At 42.3% G+C, this 20,836-nt stretch carries 19 protein-coding genes; 12 read left to right on the forward strand and 7 right to left on the reverse strand.

Annotated features, from left to right (window positions below; genetic code table 11):
• Nucleotides 1–4: 4 nt before the first annotated feature.
• Nucleotides 5–808: a glucosamine-6-phosphate deaminase gene (nagB, locus tag VCA1004_RS03910; RefSeq protein WP_086982736.1), complete on the reverse strand. Its 804-nt coding sequence runs from the start codon at nt 806–808 to the stop codon at nt 5–7.
• Between the two features lie 271 nt (nt 809–1,079).
• Here nagB and nagE point away from each other — a divergent pair, with 271 nt between their 5' ends.
• Both nagE and glnS read left to right on the forward strand, forming a co-directional pair.
• A complete protein-coding gene (gene nagE, locus VCA1004_RS03915) occupies nt 1,080–2,573 on the forward strand; it encodes an N-acetylglucosamine-specific PTS transporter subunit IIBC (protein WP_086982738.1) in 1,494 nt (497 codons plus the stop codon).
• A gap of 173 nt (nt 2,574–2,746) precedes the next feature.
• On the forward strand, nt 2,747–4,408 hold the full coding sequence (gene glnS, locus VCA1004_RS03920; protein ID WP_086982740.1) for a glutamine--tRNA ligase: 1,662 nt from the start codon (nt 2,747–2,749) through the stop codon (nt 4,406–4,408).
• 74 nt (nt 4,409–4,482) lie between these two features.
• On the opposite strand, the gene fcrX is transcribed toward glnS, so the two are convergent.
• The 4 genes from fcrX to VCA1004_RS03940 form a co-directional block, all read right to left on the reverse strand.
• The gene (gene fcrX, locus VCA1004_RS03925) at nt 4,483–4,929 is read right to left on the reverse strand and encodes a ferric iron uptake transcriptional regulator FcrX (protein ID WP_086982742.1); all 447 of its coding nucleotides are present in this window, start codon (nt 4,927–4,929) and stop codon (nt 4,483–4,485) included.
• Between the two features lie 240 nt (nt 4,930–5,169).
• A complete protein-coding gene (gene fldA, locus VCA1004_RS03930) occupies nt 5,170–5,697 on the reverse strand; it encodes a flavodoxin FldA (protein WP_086982744.1) in 528 nt (175 codons plus the stop codon).
• 78 nt (nt 5,698–5,775) lie between these two features.
• Entirely contained in the window at nt 5,776–5,997 is a 222-nt protein-coding gene (locus VCA1004_RS03935) for a DUF2788 domain-containing protein (RefSeq protein WP_086982746.1), read from the reverse strand.
• 95 nt (nt 5,998–6,092) lie between these two features.
• On the reverse strand, nt 6,093–6,866 hold the full coding sequence (locus VCA1004_RS03940) for an alpha/beta fold hydrolase (protein WP_086982748.1): 774 nt from the start codon (nt 6,864–6,866) through the stop codon (nt 6,093–6,095).
• A 212-nt stretch (nt 6,867–7,078) separates the two neighbouring features.
• Here VCA1004_RS03940 and VCA1004_RS03945 point away from each other — a divergent pair, with 212 nt between their 5' ends.
• The 4 genes from VCA1004_RS03945 (at nt 7,079) to pgm (ending at nt 11,125) form a co-directional block, all read left to right on the forward strand.
• Nucleotides 7,079–7,732 carry a c-type cytochrome gene (locus tag VCA1004_RS03945; RefSeq protein ID WP_086982750.1) on the forward strand — a complete coding sequence of 218 codons (654 nt, stop codon included), beginning with the start codon at nt 7,079–7,081 and terminating at the stop codon, nt 7,730–7,732.
• Complete coding sequence (locus tag VCA1004_RS03950; RefSeq protein ID WP_086982752.1) at nt 7,729–8,640, forward strand: c-type cytochrome; 912 nt, start codon at nt 7,729–7,731, stop codon at nt 8,638–8,640. Before VCA1004_RS03945 ends, VCA1004_RS03950 begins: the two co-directional genes overlap by 4 nt.
• Before the next feature lie 214 nt (nt 8,641–8,854).
• Nucleotides 8,855–9,391 (forward strand): replication initiation negative regulator SeqA, encoded by a 537-nt coding sequence (gene seqA, locus VCA1004_RS03955; protein WP_086982754.1) that lies wholly within the window; start codon nt 8,855–8,857, stop codon nt 9,389–9,391.
• Nucleotides 9,392–9,490: 99 nt separating this feature from the next.
• Nucleotides 9,491–11,125, forward strand: a complete 1,635-nt coding sequence (gene pgm / locus VCA1004_RS03960) for a phosphoglucomutase (alpha-D-glucose-1,6-bisphosphate-dependent) (protein ID WP_086982756.1) — start codon at nt 9,491–9,493, stop codon at nt 11,123–11,125.
• Nucleotides 11,126–11,194: 69 nt separating this feature from the next.
• Here pgm and VCA1004_RS03965 read toward each other — a convergent pair whose 3' ends face one another.
• Entirely contained in the window at nt 11,195–11,989 is a 795-nt protein-coding gene (locus tag VCA1004_RS03965) for a DUF1853 family protein (RefSeq protein WP_232012621.1), read from the reverse strand.
• Between the two features lie 96 nt (nt 11,990–12,085).
• Between VCA1004_RS03965 and VCA1004_RS03970 the strand changes: the two genes are divergently transcribed.
• A complete protein-coding gene (locus VCA1004_RS03970) occupies nt 12,086–12,844 on the forward strand; it encodes a Nif3-like dinuclear metal center hexameric protein (protein ID WP_086982758.1) in 759 nt (252 codons plus the stop codon).
• Nucleotides 12,845–12,968: 124 nt separating this feature from the next.
• Here the strand turns inward: VCA1004_RS03970 and VCA1004_RS03975 are convergent, their stop codons facing one another.
• Nucleotides 12,969–14,258, reverse strand: coding sequence for a citrate synthase (locus VCA1004_RS03975; protein ID WP_086982760.1), 1,290 nt, complete (start codon nt 14,256–14,258; stop codon nt 12,969–12,971).
• Between the two features lie 388 nt (nt 14,259–14,646).
• Between VCA1004_RS03975 and sdhC the strand changes: the two genes are divergently transcribed.
• From sdhC to sucA, 5 genes are all read left to right on the forward strand, one after another.
• Nucleotides 14,647–15,039, forward strand: coding sequence for a succinate dehydrogenase cytochrome b556 subunit (gene sdhC / locus VCA1004_RS03980; protein ID WP_086982762.1), 393 nt, complete (start codon nt 14,647–14,649; stop codon nt 15,037–15,039).
• Complete coding sequence (sdhD, locus tag VCA1004_RS03985) at nt 15,033–15,380, forward strand: succinate dehydrogenase, hydrophobic membrane anchor protein (protein WP_086982764.1); 348 nt, start codon at nt 15,033–15,035, stop codon at nt 15,378–15,380. The genes sdhC and sdhD overlap by 7 nt, the downstream gene beginning before the upstream one ends.
• Nucleotides 15,381–17,147 (forward strand): succinate dehydrogenase flavoprotein subunit, encoded by a 1,767-nt coding sequence (sdhA, locus tag VCA1004_RS03990; protein WP_086982766.1) that lies wholly within the window; start codon nt 15,381–15,383, stop codon nt 17,145–17,147.
• 14 nt (nt 17,148–17,161) lie between these two features.
• Nucleotides 17,162–17,875, forward strand: coding sequence for a succinate dehydrogenase iron-sulfur subunit (locus VCA1004_RS03995; protein ID WP_086982767.1), 714 nt, complete (start codon nt 17,162–17,164; stop codon nt 17,873–17,875).
• Between the two features lie 130 nt (nt 17,876–18,005).
• Nucleotides 18,006–20,819 (forward strand): 2-oxoglutarate dehydrogenase E1 component, encoded by a 2,814-nt coding sequence (gene sucA, locus VCA1004_RS04000; protein WP_086982768.1) that lies wholly within the window; start codon nt 18,006–18,008, stop codon nt 20,817–20,819.
• Nucleotides 20,820–20,836 lie beyond the last annotated feature (17 nt).

Raw genomic sequence — 20,836 nt, forward strand, 5'->3', positions numbered from 1 at the left:
TACCTTATTTGATATTCTTAATATTTTCAGCTTCAAGTTCTTTAAAGTATTTAACGGTTTTTACTTTGAGTTCTTGAGTGGCTGGTTCATCGCAAACAATCACTGATTTAGCGTGTAATTGTAAGGCTGACACGGTCCATAGATGATTAACGGAACCTTCAACAGCAGCTTGTAACGCTAAAGCCTTGTTATGGCCTGTGATCAAAAGCATGACTTCTTCAGAATCTAATAATGTGCCAACACCAATGGTTAAAGCGTATTTTGGAACTTGATTGATGTCGCCATCAAAAAAGCGAGAGTTGGCAATTCGTGTATCTTCAGTCAGTGTTTTAATGCGAGTGCGTGAAGAAAGTGAAGACGCTGGCTCATTGAATGCAATGTGACCATCATTACCGACACCGCCCATAAATAAATTGATGCGGCCGTAAGATTTAATCTTATCTTCGTAGCGCTTACATTCTGCTTCATGATCGTCGGTATTACCATTTAATAAATTGATGTTTTTCTCTTGTACATCAACATGGTTAAAGAAGTTCTCATACATGAATGTACGATAAGATTCTGGGTGTTCTGCTGGTAAACCGATGTATTCATCCATGTTGAAAGTGACGACATGTTTAAAGCTTACTTCACCGTTTTGATGCAATTTGATCAGTTGTTTATAAGTATTAAGTGGAGAGCCACCAGTGGGTAAACCTAATACAAAAGGGCGATCTTCTGTTGGATTAAACTTATTGATTTTATTAACAATGTGGCGAGCTGACCATAAGCCAACATCAGTTGCATTTTCTAGTGGAATAAGTCTCATAATACACCTCAATAGGACATCAAATTTAGTTAAGTATAATTTCTAAACTGCATTATTTTGCATGATAAAATAAGTTTTGAAAACTATCTAGTATAAATACGATAAATCCTTCACAACATTTGAGCAAACCGGTAAATATCTCTTGATAAAGATCACAAATAAAGTCCTTTTAATTTGCGCGCTAAAATTAATTACATAGACTGTCGTTGTACTAAATTTTTCCAAAAAAATAAGTTTTATAGTTTACCAAATCCTATAGGGGGGAATTACGGTGAATATTCTTGGATACTTCCAAAAAGTCGGTAAGGCGTTGATGGTACCTGTTGCCACACTGCCAGCAGCCGCAATATTAATGGGTATAGGCTACTGGATTGATCCCAATGGTTGGGGTGCAAACAGTGCTTTAGCTGCATTTTTGATTAAGGCGGGTGCCGCGATTATTGATAATATGTCATATCTGTTTGCAATTGGTGTTGCATACGGTATGTCTAAAGATAAAGATGGTGCCGCGGCATTGGCTGGTTTTGTCGGTTATACGGTCGTTATTACTTTATTATCTCCGGGTGCCGTATCACAAATTCAAGGCATTGACCCGAGCGCAGTTCCTGCTGCATTTGGTAAAATCAACAACCAATTCGTTGGTATCTTGATGGGTATCGTAACGGCTGAAATTTATAACCGTTTCTCTCATGTTGAACTACATAAAGCTTTGTCTTTCTTCTCAGGTAAGCGTTTAATTCCAATTCTAACGTCTTTTGCTGGTATTTTGATTGCTTTCATCCTTATGTACTTATGGCCAATTGTTTATGGTGGCTTAGTACAATTTGGTGAGTCTATTCAAGGTCTAGGTGCGACAGGGGCAGGTATTTATGCTTTCTTTAACCGCTTATTAATTCCAGTGGGTCTTCACCACGCATTAAACTCAGTATTCTGGTTTGATGTTGCCGGTATTAATGATATTCCTAACTTCCTTGGTGGTGCGAAATCCATTGCAGAAGGTACTGCTGTTCCTGGTGTAACAGGTATGTATCAAGCTGGTTTCTTCCCTATCATGATGTTTGGTTTACCAGGTGCTGCTCTGGCTATCTATCACACTTCTTTTTTGAAAAATAAAGAAAAAGTAGCTTCTATCATGATTGCCGCTGGTTTCGCATCATTCTTTACGGGTGTGACTGAACCACTAGAGTTCTCTTTCATGTTCTTAGCGCCGCCATTGTACTTCTTGCATGCCTTGTTAACTGGTATTTCAGTTTACATTGCCGCATCTATGCATTGGATTGCAGGTTTTGGCTTCTCAGCTGGTCTTGTCGATATGGTATTATCATCTCGCAACCCACTTGCGGTAAGCTGGTACATGCTACTTGCTCAAGGCTTGGTTTTCTTTGTCATTTACTACTTCGTATTCCGTACCGTGATTGTTAAGTTCAATCTTAAAACTCCTGGTCGTGAAGATGAGACAGCGGCGACAGAGTCCAATGTGAAAGGTTCTGAAAAGTCTTCTGAATTAGCTCGCCAATACTTGAAAGCTCTTGGTGGCCATCAAAATCTATCTAGCATTGATGCCTGTATCACGCGTCTTCGCTTGACAGTGAATGATATGAGCCAAATCGAAGAGTCTACCTTAAAAGCATTAGGTGCTATGGGGGTTATCAAACTGGGTACTAATAACTTACAAGTTATTTTAGGTCCACTGGCTGAAATTGTTGCTGGTGAAATGAAAAAAGTACCAGAATCTGACGATTTATCGGATGTGACACTTCCATAATTGAATGAATAATATTCACCTTAAGGCTCCCACTGTGGAGCCTTTTTTTATAATTACCGTTCTTTTGATTTATTTGCTAAAGAAAATGGCACTTCTAGTTGTGTAAAGGGCAAGAATTGTGGATCATTAGCCCTGATTATTAAAAGACTTTCATTTTTACTGAGGTATTATCGATGAGTGAAGCTGAGGCTCGACCATCCAACTTTATCCGCCAAATTATTGACAAGGATCTTGCGGATGGCAAACACACAGGGATTCATACTCGTTTCCCACCTGAACCCAATGGCTACTTACACATTGGCCATGCGAAGTCTATTTGCTTAAACTTTGGTTTGGCACAAGATTATCAGGGAAAGTGTAATCTTCGCTTTGATGATACGAACCCTGCAAAAGAAGACATTGAATACGTTGACTCTATTAAAAAAGATGTAAATTGGCTTGGTTTTCAATGGGATGGGGATATTTGTTACTCATCAAACTATTTTGATGCTTTATACGGCTATGCGGTTGAACTGATTGAAAAAGGTTTAGCCTATGTGGATGAATTGTCACCTGATGAAATTCGTGAATACCGTGGCACCTTAAAAGAGCCGGGTAAAAATAGCCCGTATCGTGATCGTAGCATTGAAGAGAATTTAGCTTTATTTGAAAAGATGCGTGATGGCGGTTTTGAAGAAGGCAAAGCGTGTTTACGTGCCAAAATTGATATGGCGTCTTCTTTTATCGTGATGCGCGATCCGGTGATTTATCGTGTGCGTTTTATCGAGCATCATCAAACGGGTGATAAATGGTGCATTTACCCAATGTACGATTTTACACATTGTATTTCAGATGCGTTGGAAGGGATCACACATTCATTATGTACTTTAGAATTCCAAGATAACCGTCGTTTGTATGACTGGGTTTTAGAGAACATTACGATTGACTGCCAACCGCATCAGTACGAATTTAGCCGTCTTAATCTAGAATATACCGTAATGTCTAAGCGTAAGCTTAACCAACTGGTGACTGAAAAATTAGTCAATGGTTGGGATGACCCACGTATGCCAACCATTTCTGGTTTACGTCGTCGTGGATTTACGCCTAATTCAATTCGTGAGTTTTGTTCGCGTATCGGGGTTACTAAACAAGATAATATGATCGAGTTTAGTTCTTTAGAAGCGTGTATTCGTGAAGATTTAAACGAAAATGCTGCGCGTGCTATGGCCGTCATTGAGCCTGTTAAAGTGGTTATTGAGAACTTTGAAGCTGAAGAAACTCTAACGATTGCGAATCACCCTAATAAGCCAGAAATGGGCACTCGTCAGGTTCCTTTTACCAAAGAGATCTGGATTGAAGCGGACGATTTTCGTGAAGAAGCGAATAAAAAGTATAAGCGTTTAGTTCTTGGCAAAGAAGTACGTTTACGTGGTGCTTATGTGATCCAAGCTAACCGTATTGAAAAAGACAGTGAAGGTAAGGTGACGACGATCTACTGTTCTTATGATCCTGAAACGCTAGGTAAGAACCCGGCGGATGGTCGTAAAGTCAAAGGTGTCATTCACTGGGTATCTGCGGAGAAAGGTGTTGCTGCGGATGTTCGTTTGTATGATCGCTTATTTACTGTACCAAACCCAGCCGCGGCGGACGACTTTGCGGCGACTATTAACCCAGAGTCACTAGTGGTTAAAAAAGCGTTTGTGGAACCAAGTCTAATCGATGCGGAAGCGGGCGTTGGTTTCCAATTTGAGCGTACAGGCTATTTCTGTGTCGATGCTAAGGATTCAACACCGGAGCATTTAGTGTTTAACCGTACCGTTGGCTTACGCGATTCTTGGGCTAAGATTGGCGATTAATCATGCTGTGAAGCTGTTATAAAAAAACGCACTCAATGAGTGCGTTTTTTATTGTGATTACAAAGCATTAAAAACTATTTCGTTTTATGTGCGTTTTTATCTGTTTTACAGTTACCATTTGCACAGCGGCCGTATAGGTAAAGGCTGTGATTAGTCAATTGCACGTTGTATTGAGCTGCAATCTCTCTTTGGCGTTGCTCGATCAGTTCATCAGAAAACTCAATCACTTCACCACAATCTAAGCACACAAGGTGATCATGATGGTGCTGGGTTGAGAGTTCAAATACCGATTTACCACCTTCAAAATGATGACGAGTTACAATACCGGCATCATCAAATTGGTTTAAAACGCGATATACGGTTGCTAGACCAATTTCTTCACCAAGATCGATCAGCTTCTTATATAGATCCTCGGCACTGATGTGTTGGCAGTCCGGTTGTTGCAGTACCTCTAAAATCTTTAAACGAGGTAAGGTGACTTTTAGGCCTGCTTCCTTTAGAGCTTGGTTGTTATCTGGCATTGTACTTTCCTGTGATATTCTGTCTTGAGCAGAAGGCATGAATGACATCAGTAATTATGATTAATGTTAATGCTACAAATATTTAGCACCAAGATGCTGTTTATTTTGGTAGATTCAACGACCAAGTTCACTGTGTTTCACTAAATGTTGTCAAAATGTATATAGAATGACTATAACATTAGACTGATGATAACAAAATACCTCACCTTGGAGGTATCTTCATATGTCACAAATTTTTGATTAATCGGCTAATTCTGCTAGACACATTTCATCATAAATTTGTTTAGACCAAGTTTTTACGCGTGCTTCTGTGAGTTCTGGCTGACGATCTTCATCAATACAAAGACCAATAAAGTTATCATCATCAACTAAAGCTTTTGAGGCTTCAAATTCATAGCCTTCTGTTGGCCAGTAACCGATGATAGTACCGCCTTTTGCTTCAACGATGTCACGAACCGTACCCATCGCATCACAGAAGTATTCAGCATAATCTTCTTGGTCACCACAACCAAAAATAGCCACTAATTTAGTTGAGAAGTCGATAGCTTCTAATTCCGGGAAAAAGTCGTCCCAATCACATTGAGATTCACCGTAATACCAAGTAGGAATACCTAGTAGTAATAGGTCAAAATTATCAATATCTTCTTTGCTGCTTTTTGCAATGTCTTGTACATGTACAAGTTGTTTGCCCAGCTCTTTTTGAATCATTTTAGCAACTGCTTCAGTGTTGCCTGTGTCACTACCAAAGAAGAGTCCTACACTTGCCATAGAAATATTACCTATTTATCTATTACCGAATATGACGGTATCAATCGAATTAAAAAATGATGCAGTTGAATAAGAGATTCAACCTAAGCCTGTACCTTCCCAGCTCATTTGAATTAAGCCTTTAGCAATAAAGCCGGCACAACCTAAAAATAAAACTAGCCATACAATACGGCGACCAAATACAGGAACATTGCCTTGTTTTAATACATCTTTGATGGCTAATCCAATCAACAAAAATAAGAATGCAAAAAATAAGTCTAAACCCAAAGATTCTATGGTGTTTATATGTTCATACAGCATAGGTTTGATCACCTTTGTTTTTTATCGCTGAACTATAGCATTAATCTCGTTGAAAGTTAATGCGAACTCGCTCTCGTCCTAACAGGAAATACGAATTATTTCGCAATAAAACGTCGAATCGCTCTGAGGACTTCATCCGGCTTTTCCGCATGGAGCCAGTGACCCGTATTGGCGATCACATGGGCTTTGCTATTGGGAAATTGTTGGATAATAGCTGATTGGTGCTCAGGGAGTAAATAATCTGAATTCGCACCTTTTAAGAAGAGCGTTTTATTCTGGAAAGGGGCAATAGGATCCCAGCCTTGAATGTGATGATAATTATTGATGATCACCTCCACATTGAATAGCCACTGCATATAGACATCTTTGTGATGTAATGATTTAGCTAGAAATTGGCGAACGCCATCTAATTCAAGATGCTGGCTAAGACACTCTAAAGCGGCTTTTCTTGTGGTTGGTTTTTGTTGTATCACAGATTGTAACCCAGCAAATACATTGTCATGGCGTCTTTGGGTGTAATGGATCGGTGCCATATCAAGAACCACCAATTGAGTAATTTTCTGCGGGGCCAATGCTGATAATGCCATTGCTGCTTTACCCCCCATCGAGTGGCCGACCACGATCGCAGATTCTACATTTAGGTGGCTTAGTAAGCGCAATAGATCGTCTGCCATTGCTTGATAGTGCATTGTATCACTATGAAAAGAGTGGCCATGATTGCGTAAGTCGACGCTAATGACCGTATGGTCGGTGGTGAAATCGCGGGCTAATAACCCGAGGTTGCTTAAACTGCCAAATAAACCATGAATCAGAATAATGGCGGGACCTTGTCCTTGAATTGTGTAATTTAATAAGGGTTGTGATGGCATGAGGTTTCCCCAGATAAAAGCGATGCGGCGTATGATAATACAGAGTGAAAGAGAAAGTAATCTGTCGACGGGCTTACATTTGTGAACATAAATTAAACAAAATAATTTATTTTATATTAACTATCTGTTCTTATTGTAAAAGCACTGTAAATCGAATCCGCTATACTTTAATTATTTGTAATCTAATCAGTCTATAATAATTAGGAAGTAATATGAAAAAACGTTTAACAGCGGTAGCTTTATTGCTGCTTCCCATAATAGGAGCCGCAGAAAGTTTACCAGAAGAAAAAGAAGGAATTGTGCCGTTTTGTTCCACTTGTCATGGAGTGAATGGCGTCTCTACTTTAGACCATATTCCTAATTTATGGGGACAATCAGAACAATACCTCCACGAGCAAGTTGAAAACTTTCGTAGCAAGAAGCGCCACACCACTTTTATGGACGCGTTTATTTATCAAATTTCAGATGAACAAATGGCAACCATTGTAAAACATTATTCAAGTGTGCCGAATGCATTAACGTTTGACCTGCAATGGCGAGGTGATAAATGGCCTGGAGATATGAAGTTAGGTGAAAAAATTGCTTATAGCGGAAAAATGGAAGCGAACATTCCGGCTTGCGTGGCTTGTCATGGTCCGAGTGGCGTCGGCGTCAAGCCTAGTTTCCCTCGTCTTGCGGGGCAAAATGCCGCGTATTTAATCAACCAGATGAAATCATGGAAAGATGGGACTCGTCCACCAGGGGCGATGGCGTTAATGGGGCCGATTGCGAATGGTTTAACGGATGAAGAAATTAAGGCTGTGTCAGGTTATTTCGCCTCACTTGGTCAACCGATAGGACAACAAACAGCGGAGGTGAAAAAATGAAATATCTCTTATTAAGCCTTTCTCTGTTAAGTGCGATGACATGGGCGGAAACCGGTCATACCGATTTAGCTCAGGTAGAACCAGGAAAAGCTCTCGCAGAAGGTGAGAATTACCACCAAGTTCCTGATTGGAACGCTATTCCTGAAGAGCATTTCGCTGAGGCAGTAAAGCGAGGTTATTCTATTTTTATGAATAGCCAGCAGATGAAAAGTGATGGCGCGGTCGGAAATGGCCTTAACTGTACCAATTGTCATTTATCAGCGGGACGCTTAGCCAATTCAGCTCCTTTATGGGGGGCGTATGTGTCTTATCCTGCATATCGGGGTAAAAATAACAAGATCAATACTTATGAAGATCGCTTACAAGGGTGTTTTGCTTATTCTATGAATGGAAAGCCACCTGCGGCCACCAGCCAAGAAATTTTAGATTTAACGGCTTATTCATATTGGTTAGCGACTGATGCCAAAGTGAACGCGAAGATTTCTGGCCGCGGATTTCCCAAAGCAGCCCAACCGAAGTTAGCCCCTGACTTTATCCGGGGTCAGGAAGTATATAAAGCAGAATGTGCATTGTGTCATGGTGATAATGGGGAAGGGCGCAAGGTTGGTGAGCGTTATGTTTTCCCTCCATTATGGGGTAAAGACAGTTATAACTGGGGAGCTGGTATGCATCAAATCAGTTCTGCGGCTAACTTTATTAAAGCGAACATGCCTTTAAGTAAAGGAAACAGTTTAACCGATCAACAAGCATGGGATGTGTCGACGTTCATTAATAGCCATGAACGCCCACAAGATCCGCGGGTAATGAAATCGGTGGCTGAAACCGCGAAACAGTTTCATGCGAAAGATTCGTTATATGGTACGCCATCTCCCGTTGATCAACATATCTTAGGAACAAAAGCTTATTAAATTGTGTAATGGTACGAATAGATATCCTGCAAGCAAAGAAAGCCTCTATAGTTATGGTAGAGGCTTTTTTGAACAGACGATCAGGTAAGAATAAAAGATTCAGTGATCAAACCGATCCTTTTTATGATTAACTCATCGTATTTGGCATAGAGTATCTGTTCACTTATAGGTATAATCACACCAGTTTTAAACAGATTGAGATTGTGAAAAGCCAATGAAAACCATTGAAGTAGATGAAGAACTTTATCGTTATATTGCGAGTCAAACCCAACATATTGGTGAAAGTGCCTCGGATATATTACGTCGACTTTTAATCGGTGGGCAGCAAGGATCACAAGAGGCTATTCAAGTCGCACAACCGGTTGTGATCGAAACACCGACTCAACCCGCGAAGCAAGAGAAGCCTGATGGCGTGAAAGTAATGCGCTCCTTATTGATCTCTGATGAGTTCGCAGAAAAAGATAAAGCCATCGATCGTTTTATGATGATTTTATCTTCTTTGTACCATGTCAATGCAGCCAATTTTGCGGAAGCGGCGAAGGTGAAAGGTCGTACCCGTGTTTATTTTGCTGACAATGAAGAAACATTGCTGGCGAGCGGCAAAACAACCAAACCTCGCTCGATCCCCAATACTCCATTTTGGGTGATTACCAACAACAATACCAACCGCAAACGCCAAATGGTGCAGCAATTAATGACACAGATGGGCTTTCAAGCTGATCTCATTGATAAAGTGTGTAATGCCATCTAACGTTTAAATACCACACAGTTTTGATAAGAGCCTCATAATATTTGTTTCCCACCTATTATGAGGCTTTTTTACTTTAAGATTATTGCAAAGGATTATGGAATGCCTATTCATCCAAGAGCTGGTACAAAAACTTTACCGGAAGATCTCATCAATATTCCTGCTTTAGTGAGTGATTATTTTTTCGTGCAACCGAGTGCTGACAATCCTGCACATAAAGTTCAATTTGGGACTTCGGGTCACCGTGGATGTTCAACCAAAGCGACCTTTAACCAAAACCACATTTTAGCGATCGCTCAAGCGGTGGTAGATGAGCGTGTGGCCAGTGGGCTAACGGGGCCAATGTTTGTCGGAAAAGATACGCATGCTTTATCTGAGCCTGCTTGTCGCTCAGTCATTGAAGTCTTGGTTGCAAATGGGATTAAGGTGATTGTTCAAGCTGACAATGGATTCACCCCGACCCCGGGTATTTCCCATGCGATATTAACCTATAACCTGGCTCATCAAGATAAAGCTGATGGAATTGTGATCACACCATCGCATAACCCGCCACAAGATGGTGGTATTAAATATAACCCAAGCCATGGTGGTCCAGCAGAAGCGGAAATTACGCAACGTATTGAAGACAAAGCGAACCAATACATTCGCGCACAACTTGCCGGGGTGAAACGCGCCGATAATGCCTTAGAGCAAGTATTGGCTATGGATTTAGTTCAACCTTACGTGGATGACCTAGTCAATGTCATTGATATGGAGGCGATTCAAAAAGCCAACATTAAAATTGGCATCGATCCTTTAGGCGGGGCAGGCATTGAATACTGGCGTCGCATTGCTAAAACTTATCAACTTGATATGACCTTAGTGAATGAAACCGTCGATCCGTCTTTTCAGTTTATGACGCTTGATAAAGATGGGGTGATCCGTATGGATTGTTCATCCCCTTATGCGATGGCGAGTTTATTGGCGTTGAAAGATGATTATGATTTGGCTTTCGGCAACGACCCTGACTATGACCGCCATGGGATTGTAACTCCACAAGGGTTAATGGATCCCAACCATTATCTCGCGGTGTGCATTGATTACTTGTTCCGTCATCGCAGTGAGTGGAAGCCGGATGTTCAAGTGGGTAAAACGTTAGTTTCTAGCGCCATTATTGATCGTGTGGTAGCGGATCTAGGTCGCGAACTGTGCGAAGTACCGGTTGGTTTCAAATGGTTTGTTGACGGTTTGTATGACGGGCGCTTTGGTTTTGGTGGTGAAGAAAGTGCTGGGGCGTCTTTCTTGCGTAAAGATGGCACACCGTGGTCTACCGATAAAGATGGCATTATTTTATGTTTGTTAGCGGCTGAAATTACCGCTGTGACCGGTATGAATCCGCAGCAATATTATAATAAGCTTGCGGCGAAACATGGTGCATCAGCTTATAACCGTATTCAAGCGGTAGCCAACACTGAGCAAAAAAATGTGCTCAAAAGTATGTCGGCTGAAATGGTGAGTGCCGATGAATTGGCGGGTGAGAAAATTACCGCGCGATTAACTCATGCTCAAGGTAATGGCGGGGCAATTGGTGGTTTAAAAGTGACTACTGACAACGGTTGGTTTGCCGCGCGCCCATCAGGAACGGAAGAGATTTACAAAATTTATTGTGAAAGCTTCAAAGGAGAAACCCACTTGAAGCAAATTGAAAAAGAAGCGCAAGAAATCGTCAATCAGGTGTTTGCAAACGCTGGCTTATAGGCTGTCGCGAAGACGATCTATGGTGCAAAAACGAGAGCCTCAGTGCTCTCGTTTTTATTTTCATGTGGATCATTTTACCGCGTGGTTTGGCCAGATATTGGGCAGGATAAACCAGAAACGTCCATCTTGGGCTTGGCAATGCACAAACTCATCTCCAAGTGTCTGCAACGGTGAGGAATCAGGCTCTTTACCAGTTAGCCATTGTCCTTTTTTAAGGACATATAGCGGTTGATTAATCTTTTCTAACTCACTGAAAAAGCACCAATAACCATTGATTTGTGAAGAATTGATAGTGAAATCAAGACAATTGGTTGGGGTTAGCTCATCGCGAAACGGATTGATATAGAGACGACCTTGCATCAGTAATTTAGGGTCAATTTGCTCAAGTTCAGGATATTTTTGTTTAAAGCAGGGGTGTTGTGACATCGCCAGTTGGTGTTTGAGCATGTGCGCGAGTTTACGATCCAGCCGATCACGGCTATTGGGGCCATACCATAATCCGTCAAAAAGAAGGTAAAACTTGACGGCCACTTCCCAATGTTCACTTCGCTTTGTGGCATTATTATGCACCACAAAATCTAACGCACCAATGGTTCTTCCTTGATGATTTAACTGGATTTCTTCAGCTAAAATCTCATAATTAGGATGACCAGCAAACAGTTGGTGACATAAATGTTGATACCAAAATCCAAGTCTGGAGTTTCCTGAATAAGCGATGGGCTGAGGGGGGATCTCGACTGAGAAGGGGTTGTCGGCGAGTCTGTGATTATCGGGCATCAACAGTGGTGGCGTGTCCGCCATCCAGTGACTGATTTTGTGAAATAATTCGTCTTGTTGTTGCGGCGAAATTTGATATTTCATCATGAATAATGCGTATTCCTTGCGTTAAAGGTTGAAACCTTGCCGTCATCCGTTGATCATTGTTAAATCACCATCTGAGATTAATCAAAAGGGCTGTTAATGAATAACCTGAAATTAGAGATATTGCTCAATCAAACTTTATCACCTCAACTGGTAAAAGACTATTGCCCAAATGGTTTACAAGTGGAAGGGACGTCAGAGGTCAATAAGATCATCACTGGGGTGACGGCCTCACAAGCATTGATTGATGCTGCAATTGAAGCCAAGGCGGATGCGATTTTAGTGCACCATGGGTATTTCTGGAAAGGAGAAGCCGAACCTTTAGTTGGTATGAAAGGTAAACGCATTCGCCACTTGATCCAAAATAATATCAATTTGTATGCGTACCATTTACCACTGGATATTCATCCTGAACTTGGAAATAACGCCCAATTGGCTCAATTATTGGAGATTGATACTCAAGGTGGACTAGAAGGGCATCCGCAATCTGTGGCGATGTTTGGTGAGTTTAAAACCTCTTTGTCGGGTAAACAACTGGCGGCGCGCATTGAAAAAGTGTTACAACGCAAACCCTTGCACATCGCCCCGCAAGAGCTAAATAAGCCGATTAAAACTATTGGTTGGTGTACGGGCGGCGGTCAAGATTATATTGAGTTGGCGGCAAAATCTGGCTTAGATGCCTTTATTTCTGGTGAAATTTCTGAGCGCACCACATATATTGCTCGTGAATTAGGCATTCATTATTTCTCTGCTGGCCACCATGCTACTGAGCGTTATGGCGTTAAAGCACTAGGAGAATGGTTAGCTCAAGCACATGGTTTTGAGGTTGAGTTTATCGATATCGACAACCCGGTCTAGCGTAGCATCGTCCTCGAGAAACGAGAAACGAGAAACGAGAAACGAGAAACGAGAAACGAGAAACGAGAAACGAGAAAGCGAGCCATTGTCGGCTCGCTTTGTTGTCTTGGTCTAGCTGAGACTATTATTCACGTTCTTGAAGTGGTGTGAAATCACGCTCAAGTTTACCGGTATAAAGCTGACGAGGACGACCGATGCGGTTGTTTGGATCGTCGTGCATTTCATTCCAATGTGCGATCCAGCCAATAGTACGAGAAATCGCAAAGATAACCGTAAACATAGATACTGGAATGCCAATGGCTTTTAAGATAATGCCAGAATAGAAGTCAACGTTTGGATACAATTTCTTCTCGACAAAGTAAGGGTCAGACAGCGCAATGCGTTCTAATTCCATGGCGACATCGAGCAGAGGATCTTTGATGTTGAGTTCCGACAGCACTTCATGACAAGACTCTCGCATCACTTTGGCTCGAGGATCGAAGTTTTTGTAAACACGGTGACCAAAGCCCATTAAACGGAATGGGTCATCTTTGTCTTTCGCTTTTTCAATGTATTCTGGAATATTTTCAACGCTGCCAATTTCTTCTAGCATTTTCAAGCAAGCTTCATTCGCTCCACCATGAGCAGGTCCCCATAAAGAAGCAATACCTGCAGCAATACAAGCGAATGGGTTAGCACCTGAAGAGCCCGCGAGACGAACCGTTGAGGTTGATGCGTTTTGTTCGTGGTCTGCATGTAAGGTAAAAATCTTATCCATGGCACGAGAAACCACAGGGTTGACCATATACTCTTCACAAGGATTAGCGAACATCATGTGAAGGAAGTTTCCGGCATAATCCAATTCATTGCGTGGGTAGATAAATGGTTGGCCGATAGAGTATTTGTAACACATCGCAGCTAAGGTCGGCATTTTTGACAATAAACGGAATGCGGTAATTTCACGGTGAGTCGCGTTGTTAATATCAAGTGCATCATGATAAAACGCAGATAATGCACCTACTACACCACACATCACAGCCATTGGGTGCGCATCACGACGGAAGCCGTGGAAGAAACTTGCAATTTGCTCATGCACCATCGTGTGGTCAGAGACGATTTTTTTGAATTTTTCGTATTCGGAGCGAGAAGGCGCTTCGCCATAAAGTAGGATATAGCAAACTTCTAAATAGTCTGCGTTATTGGCAAGTTGATCAATTGGGAAACCGCGGTGTAGTAAGATTCCTTTACCACCATCGATATATGTGATTTGGGATTCGCAAGACGCTGTAGCAAGAAAACCTGGGTCAAATGTAAAGTAACCACTTGCACCTAATTTACGCACATCTAGTACATCAGGACCGTCTGTACCACTCAATATTGGGAGCTCAATAGGTGCTTTTCCCTCGATATGAAGGGTCGCTTTCTTATCCGCCATGACATTCTCCTTTGTAAATTATTAATCCGTCCAGGATATTTTGTGTGTGGTTTTTGTACTCAGGTTAGCGGCTAAAGTCAATTATTCTAATCGGTTCTGTGGGATGCTTTGAATTTTTTACGTGGAAAAAGTTAAAAATATGTTCTATGTAGCATATTTTGTTACATGAATTGAATTTATATGTTGGCAGTCGTATAGTGCTTATGAAAATTTTGGTTAACGCCTTATTTTATCAGGGGTTTAAGAAGCAGCTCTGGATGAAAATGACGTTTAATTAACAAAAAATTCATAGATAAACTGGGTGTTATGGACTGAAGTTGTTAATTAAATCGTTACAGGGTGTTTATCAATTTATGTCAATAACTATAAATGCTCTTAATAGAGCTGAGTGAGCACACCCGTGAAAGAAAAAAAGTCCAGACCAGTTAATTTAGATTTACAAACGATACATTTCCCGATTTCCGCAATCGCATCCATTGTGCACCGTATCTCTGGTGTCATTATGTTTGTTTCTGTTGGTATCTTATTATGGCTCCTTGCCACTTCACTATCATCTCCAGTCGGTTTTTCACAAGTGAGCAACGTGATTGAAAGCTTTGCCGTAAAATTTATTTTATGGGGCATTTTGACCGCATTGGCTTATCACATTTGTGGTGGTATCCGTCATTTATTCATGGATATGAAATATTTTGAAGAGAAAGAAAGCGGCGCGCTGAGTGCGAAAGCGGTTTTCGTGGTTACAGCTATATTATCGGTATTAGCAGGAGTTCTTGTATGGTAAAGCACATTTCTTCATTCGGACGTAATGGAGTTCATGATTACCTCCTCATTCGTGCAACAGGCATTATTATGGCCCTATATACCGTGTATATGGTGGGCTATCTAGCTTGTGGACCAGATATCAACTATCTGTCTTGGCAATCGTTTTTTAGTGGTACTTTCACCAAAGTGTTCACTATGGTTGCCTTAGTCAGCGTGCTTATTCATGCATGGATTGGTATGTGGCAAGTGTTGACCGATTATATTAAACCAACCGCAATTCGTCTTGTTTTACAACTGCTTATTATCGTGACACTGATTGCGTATTTCTTCTCTGGTCTATTTATTCTGTGGGGTGTGTAAGTGAGTATTCCCGTTCGTGAATTCGATGCCGTTGTTATCGGCGCAGGTGGCGCAGGTATGCGCGCTGCATTACAAATTTCTGAGCAAGGTCTATCTTGTGCGTTGCTATCAAAAGTATTTCCAACTCGTTCACACACTGTTTCAGCGCAAGGTGGGATAACCGTTGCATTAGGTAACTCTCATAAAGACGACTGGCAGTGGCACATGTATGACACGGTGAAAGGCTCTGATTATATTGGTGACCAAAATGCGATCGAATACATGTGTAAAAATGGTCCAGAGTCGGTGATTGAGTTAGAGAAAATGGGCTTACCGTTTTCTCGTTTTGACGATGGCTCCATTTACCAGCGCCCATTTGGAGGTCAATCTAAAGATTTTGGTGGGGAGCAAGCGGCGCGTACAGCGGCCGCAGCAGACCGAACTGGCCATGCATTACTGCATACGCTTTATCAACAAAATATCAAACATAAAACCACCATTTTCTCTGAGTGGTATGCACTTGATCTTGTGAAAAACCAAGACGGTGCGATTTTAGGGACAACCGCACTTTGCATGGAAACGGGCGAGATTTGCTATTTCAAAGCCAAAGCGACGGTACTCGCAACGGGTGGGGCGGGTCGTATTTATCAATCGACCACCAATGCGCACATTAATACCGGTGATGGTGTTGGGATGGCGCTGCGTGCTGGCGTGCCAATGCAAGATATTGAAATGTGGCAATTCCACCCAACGGGTATTGCTGGTGCTGGTGTCTTAGTTACTGAAGGTTGTCGCGGTGAAGGGGGTTATCTTCTCAATAAAGATGGCGAACGTTTCATGGAACGCTATGCACCAAATGCCAAAGACTTGGCTGGCCGTGATGTGGTGGCTCGTTCAATGATGATTGAAATCCGTGAAGGTCGTGGTTGTGACGGCCCTTGGGGACCGCATATCAAACTGAAACTAGACCATTTAGGCAAAGATGTCTTGGATGCACGTTTACCGGGTATTCTTGAATTATCACGTACCTTTGCGCACGTTGATCCAGTCAAAGAGCCGATTCCAGTTATTCCAACTTGTCACTATATGATGGGCGGAGTGCCAACTCAGGTTTCAGGTCAAGCAATTAAGCAAAATGCGGATGGTACAGATTCAGAAGTTCAAGGCTTATTTGCGTGTGGTGAGATCGCTTCGGTATCAGTACATGGGGCTAACCGTCTAGGCGGGAACTCTTTACTTGATTTGGTGGTCTTTGGTCGTGCTACAGGTTTACATCTAGGGGAAACTCTTGCAGCGCAAGCGGAAGCTCGTGAAGCGACAGACTCTGATATTGAAGCCTCATTGGCTCGTTTCAATCGCTGGGAAAACAGCACTGGTGGCGAAGATCCAGTACAAATTCGTAAAGACTTACAAAGCTGTATGCAACGTAGCTTCTCGGTATTCCGTGAAGGGGAAGCGATGGCGGAAGGTTTGGAAGAATTGAAAGTTATTCGTGAGCGTTTGAAAAATGCCCATCTATCGGACAAATCGACAGAATTTAATACTCAGCGAGTTGAGTGTTTAGAGTTGGATAACTTGATGGAAACCGCTTTTGCAACCGCAGTGGCAGCGAACTACCGTACGGAAAGCCGTGGTGCACATGCTCGTTTTGATTACCCAGATCGTGATGATGCTAACTGGCTATGCCACTCTATTTATAATCCAGAGACAGAACAAATGTCGAAACGTGATGTGAATATGCAGCCGGTATTACGTGAAGCATTTCCACCAAAAGTACGTACTTATTAAGGGAGGGTTGAACAATGAAAGTGAATTTTTCTTTATATCGCTACAACCCAGATGTCGACAAAAAACCTTATATGAAAGATTACGTAATGGAGGTTGAAGAAGGCTCTGACATGATGGTGTTGGATGCTTTAATTTTGCTAAAAGAACAAGATCCCACCATTTCATTCCGTCGTTCTTGTCGTGAAGGTGTTTGCGGCTCAGATGGATTAAATATGAATGGTAAGAATGGCTTAGCTTGCATTACACCATTGTCAGCACTGAGTGGTAAAGGTAAAGTAGTGATTCGTCCATTGCCGGGTTTACCGGTTATTCGTGACTTGATTGTCGATATGGCTCAATTTTACGATAACTATGCCAAAGTAAAACCGTATTTGATTAATGACGGTGAATTACCACCATCACGTGAGCATCTACAGTCGCCGGAAGATCGTGCGCATTTAGATGGTTTGTACGATTGTATTATGTGTGCATGTTGTACGACATCGTGCCCATCGTTTTGGTGGAACCCAGATAAATTTATTGGCCCAGCTGGCTTATTGGCCGCTTATCGTTGGTTAATTGATAGCCGCGATACTGCGACAGACGAACGCTTATCAAATCTTGATGATGCATTTAGCGTTTTCCGTTGCCATGAGATTATGAACTGTGTCAATGTTTGCCCTAAGGGGTTAAACCCGACAAAAGCCATTGGTCATATCAAATCGATGTTGATCAATCGCTCAGTATAAAAATTGCTCACAGAGCAAGGGCAGTCGGCCTGGTGGTTAGGTCGACTGCTAATCAGGTATTTACTTACTCTGAATTAAGGTAAGTAAATCTCGAAGCATAATTTGAAACCAAAAAAGGTTAAGGGAAAATATGCACAACGGCGTGATGAAGGCATGGCTCGAGTCTTCACACTTGGCTGGCGCCAATGCAACTTACGTAGAAGAACTCTACGAACTGTATCTTAGTGATCCCGATCAAGTCGGTGACGAATGGAAAAAGGTGTTTGATAACCTACCCGTAGAAGCTGCGGCGCATGGTGAACAACCACATTCTCGTGTTCGTGACTACTTTAGACGATTAGCGAAAGAGACAAAGCATTACAATGTCCAAGTTAGTGATCCTGATGTCGATGCTAAACAAGTAAAAGTTTTGCAGTTAATCAATGCTTACCGTTTCCGTGGGCATCAAGCTGCAAATTTAGACCCTCTCAATATTTGGAAACGTGAATCTGTCGCTGAACTGGATCCTGCTTTCCATAATCTCTCCCAAGACGATTTCCAAGAGTCCTTTAATGTCGGTTCTTTCGCGGTTGGCCAAGAGACTATGCCATTAAAAGACATCTATGACGCACTGAATAAAATCTACTGTGGTTCTATTGGTGCTGAATACATGCATATTACTAACACCGAAGAAAAACGCTGGATCCAAGACCGCTTAGAGTCTGTCGTCGGTGAAGGAACTTTCACACAAGATGAGAAGTTAACCTTCCTTGATGAACTGACTGCAGCGGAAGGACTTGAGCGTTATCTTGGTGCGAAATTCCCGGGTGCCAAACGCTTCTCATTAGAAGGGGGGGATGCACTGATACCAATGACCAAAGAGTTGATTCGTCATGCTGGCTCACAAGGCATGCGCGAAGTTGTTATTGGTATGGCTCACCGTGGTCGCTTGAACATGTTAGTCAACGTGTTAGGTAAGAAACCTCAAGATCTATTTGATGAGTTTGCTGGTAAACATGATGAAACATGGGGTACCGGGGATGTGAAATACCATCAAGGTTTCTCTGCTGATTTTGCAACACCTGGCGGTAATGTTCATTTAGCCTTGGCGTTTAACCCATCTCACCTAGAAATTGTTAACCCTGTAGTGATTGGTTCGGTACGTGCTCGCCAAGATCGTTTAGGCGATAAAGATGGCAGCAAAGTTTTACCGATCACTATTCACGGCGACTCGGCCATTGCCGGTCAAGGTGTGGTCGCAGAAACCTTTAATATGTCACAGGCTCGTGGCTATCAGGTCGGTGGTACGGTACGCATTGTCGTCAATAACCAAATCGGTTTTACGACCTCCAATCCGCGTGATACTCGTTCTACCATGTACTGTACTGATATTGCGAAAATGGTACAGGCACCGATCTTCCACGTGAATGCCGATGACCCAGAAGCGGTCGCTTTTATTACGCGTATTGCTTTGGATTATCGTAACGAGTTCAAACGTGATGTAGTGATTGATTTAGTGTGTTATCGCCGCCATGGTCATAACGAAGCCGATGAGCCGAATGCGACTCAACCTTTGATGTACCAAAAAATCAAAAAACATCCAACACCTCGTAAATTGTATGCTGATGTACTGGTGGATCGTCAAGATATTGAACTTGAAACCGCAACACAGTTAATCAATGAATACCGAGATGCCTTAGATCGTGGCGAAGTCGTGGTGAAAGAATGGCGTCCAATGGCGCTGCATTCTGTAGACTGGTCGCCCTACCTCGGTCATGAATGGAATGAAGAGTGGGATAACCAAATTGACTTTAATCGATTAAAAGATTTGGGCACCAAAGTGTGTCAATTCCCAGAAAGTCATACTTTACAAAGCCGAGTTGAAAAACTGTATAACGACCGTGTTGCGATGGTTGCGGGTGAAAAACCAATTGATTGGGGCATGGCTGAAATTTTAGCTTATGCAACGATAGTCGATGGCGGTAAACGTATTCGATTCACTGGGCAAGACTCTGGTCGTGGTACTTTCTTCCACCGTCATGCGGTGTTGCATGATCAAGATACAGCCAGTACCTATATGCCGTTGGGTCATATTCATGATAATCAAGGGCCATTCCAAGTGTTTGATTCAGTATTGTCTGAAGAAGCAGTATTGGCGTTTGAATACGGTTATGCGACCGCAGAGCCAAGTGGTTTAACCATTTGGGAAGCTCAATTTGGTGATTTCGCCAACGGCGCTCAAGTGGTGATAGATCAATTCATTTCATCGGGTGAGCAAAAGTGGGGACGCCTTTGCGGTTTAACTATGTTGCTTCCTCATGGTTATGAAGGTCAGGGGCCAGAGCACTCATCAGCTCGCCTTGAACGTTACTTGCAATTGTGCGCTGAGCAAAATATTCAAGTGGTCGTTCCTTCAACGCCGGCTCAGGTGTATCACATGATTCGTCGCCAAGTGATTCGTCCGATGCGTCGCCCATTAATCGTGATGTCGCCGAAATCCTTATTGCGCCATCCACTATGTACATCAAGCTTAGAGGATCTCGCTCAAGGCACTTTCCAAGCCGCGATTCCGGAAACGGATGAGTTAGAGCCAAGCCAAGTGAAACGTGTGGTGATGTGTTCAGGTAAAGTCTATTACGACTTGCTAGAACAACGCCGTAAGAATGAGCAAACTGACGTGGCTATTATACGTGTCGAGCAACTTTACCCATTCCCATACGATGAAGTGAGTAAAGCAATTGAACAGTATACCAATGTTGAAGATTTTGTTTGGTGTCAAGAAGAACCACAAAACCAAGGTGCTTGGTATAGCAGTCAGCACAATATGCGTTTCGCATTGCCAAATGGGGCAACGTTAAAATATGCAGGTCGACCAGCTTCAGCTTCACCAGCGGTTGGTTATATGTCAGTTCACTTAAAACAGCAAAAAGCATTGGTCGATGATGCTTTGAATTTAGATTATTAAGTGCACAGTTGGATTAA

This window comes from Vibrio aphrogenes (genome assembly GCF_002157735.2).
Lineage (GTDB): Bacteria > Pseudomonadota > Gammaproteobacteria > Enterobacterales > Vibrionaceae > Vibrio > Vibrio aphrogenes.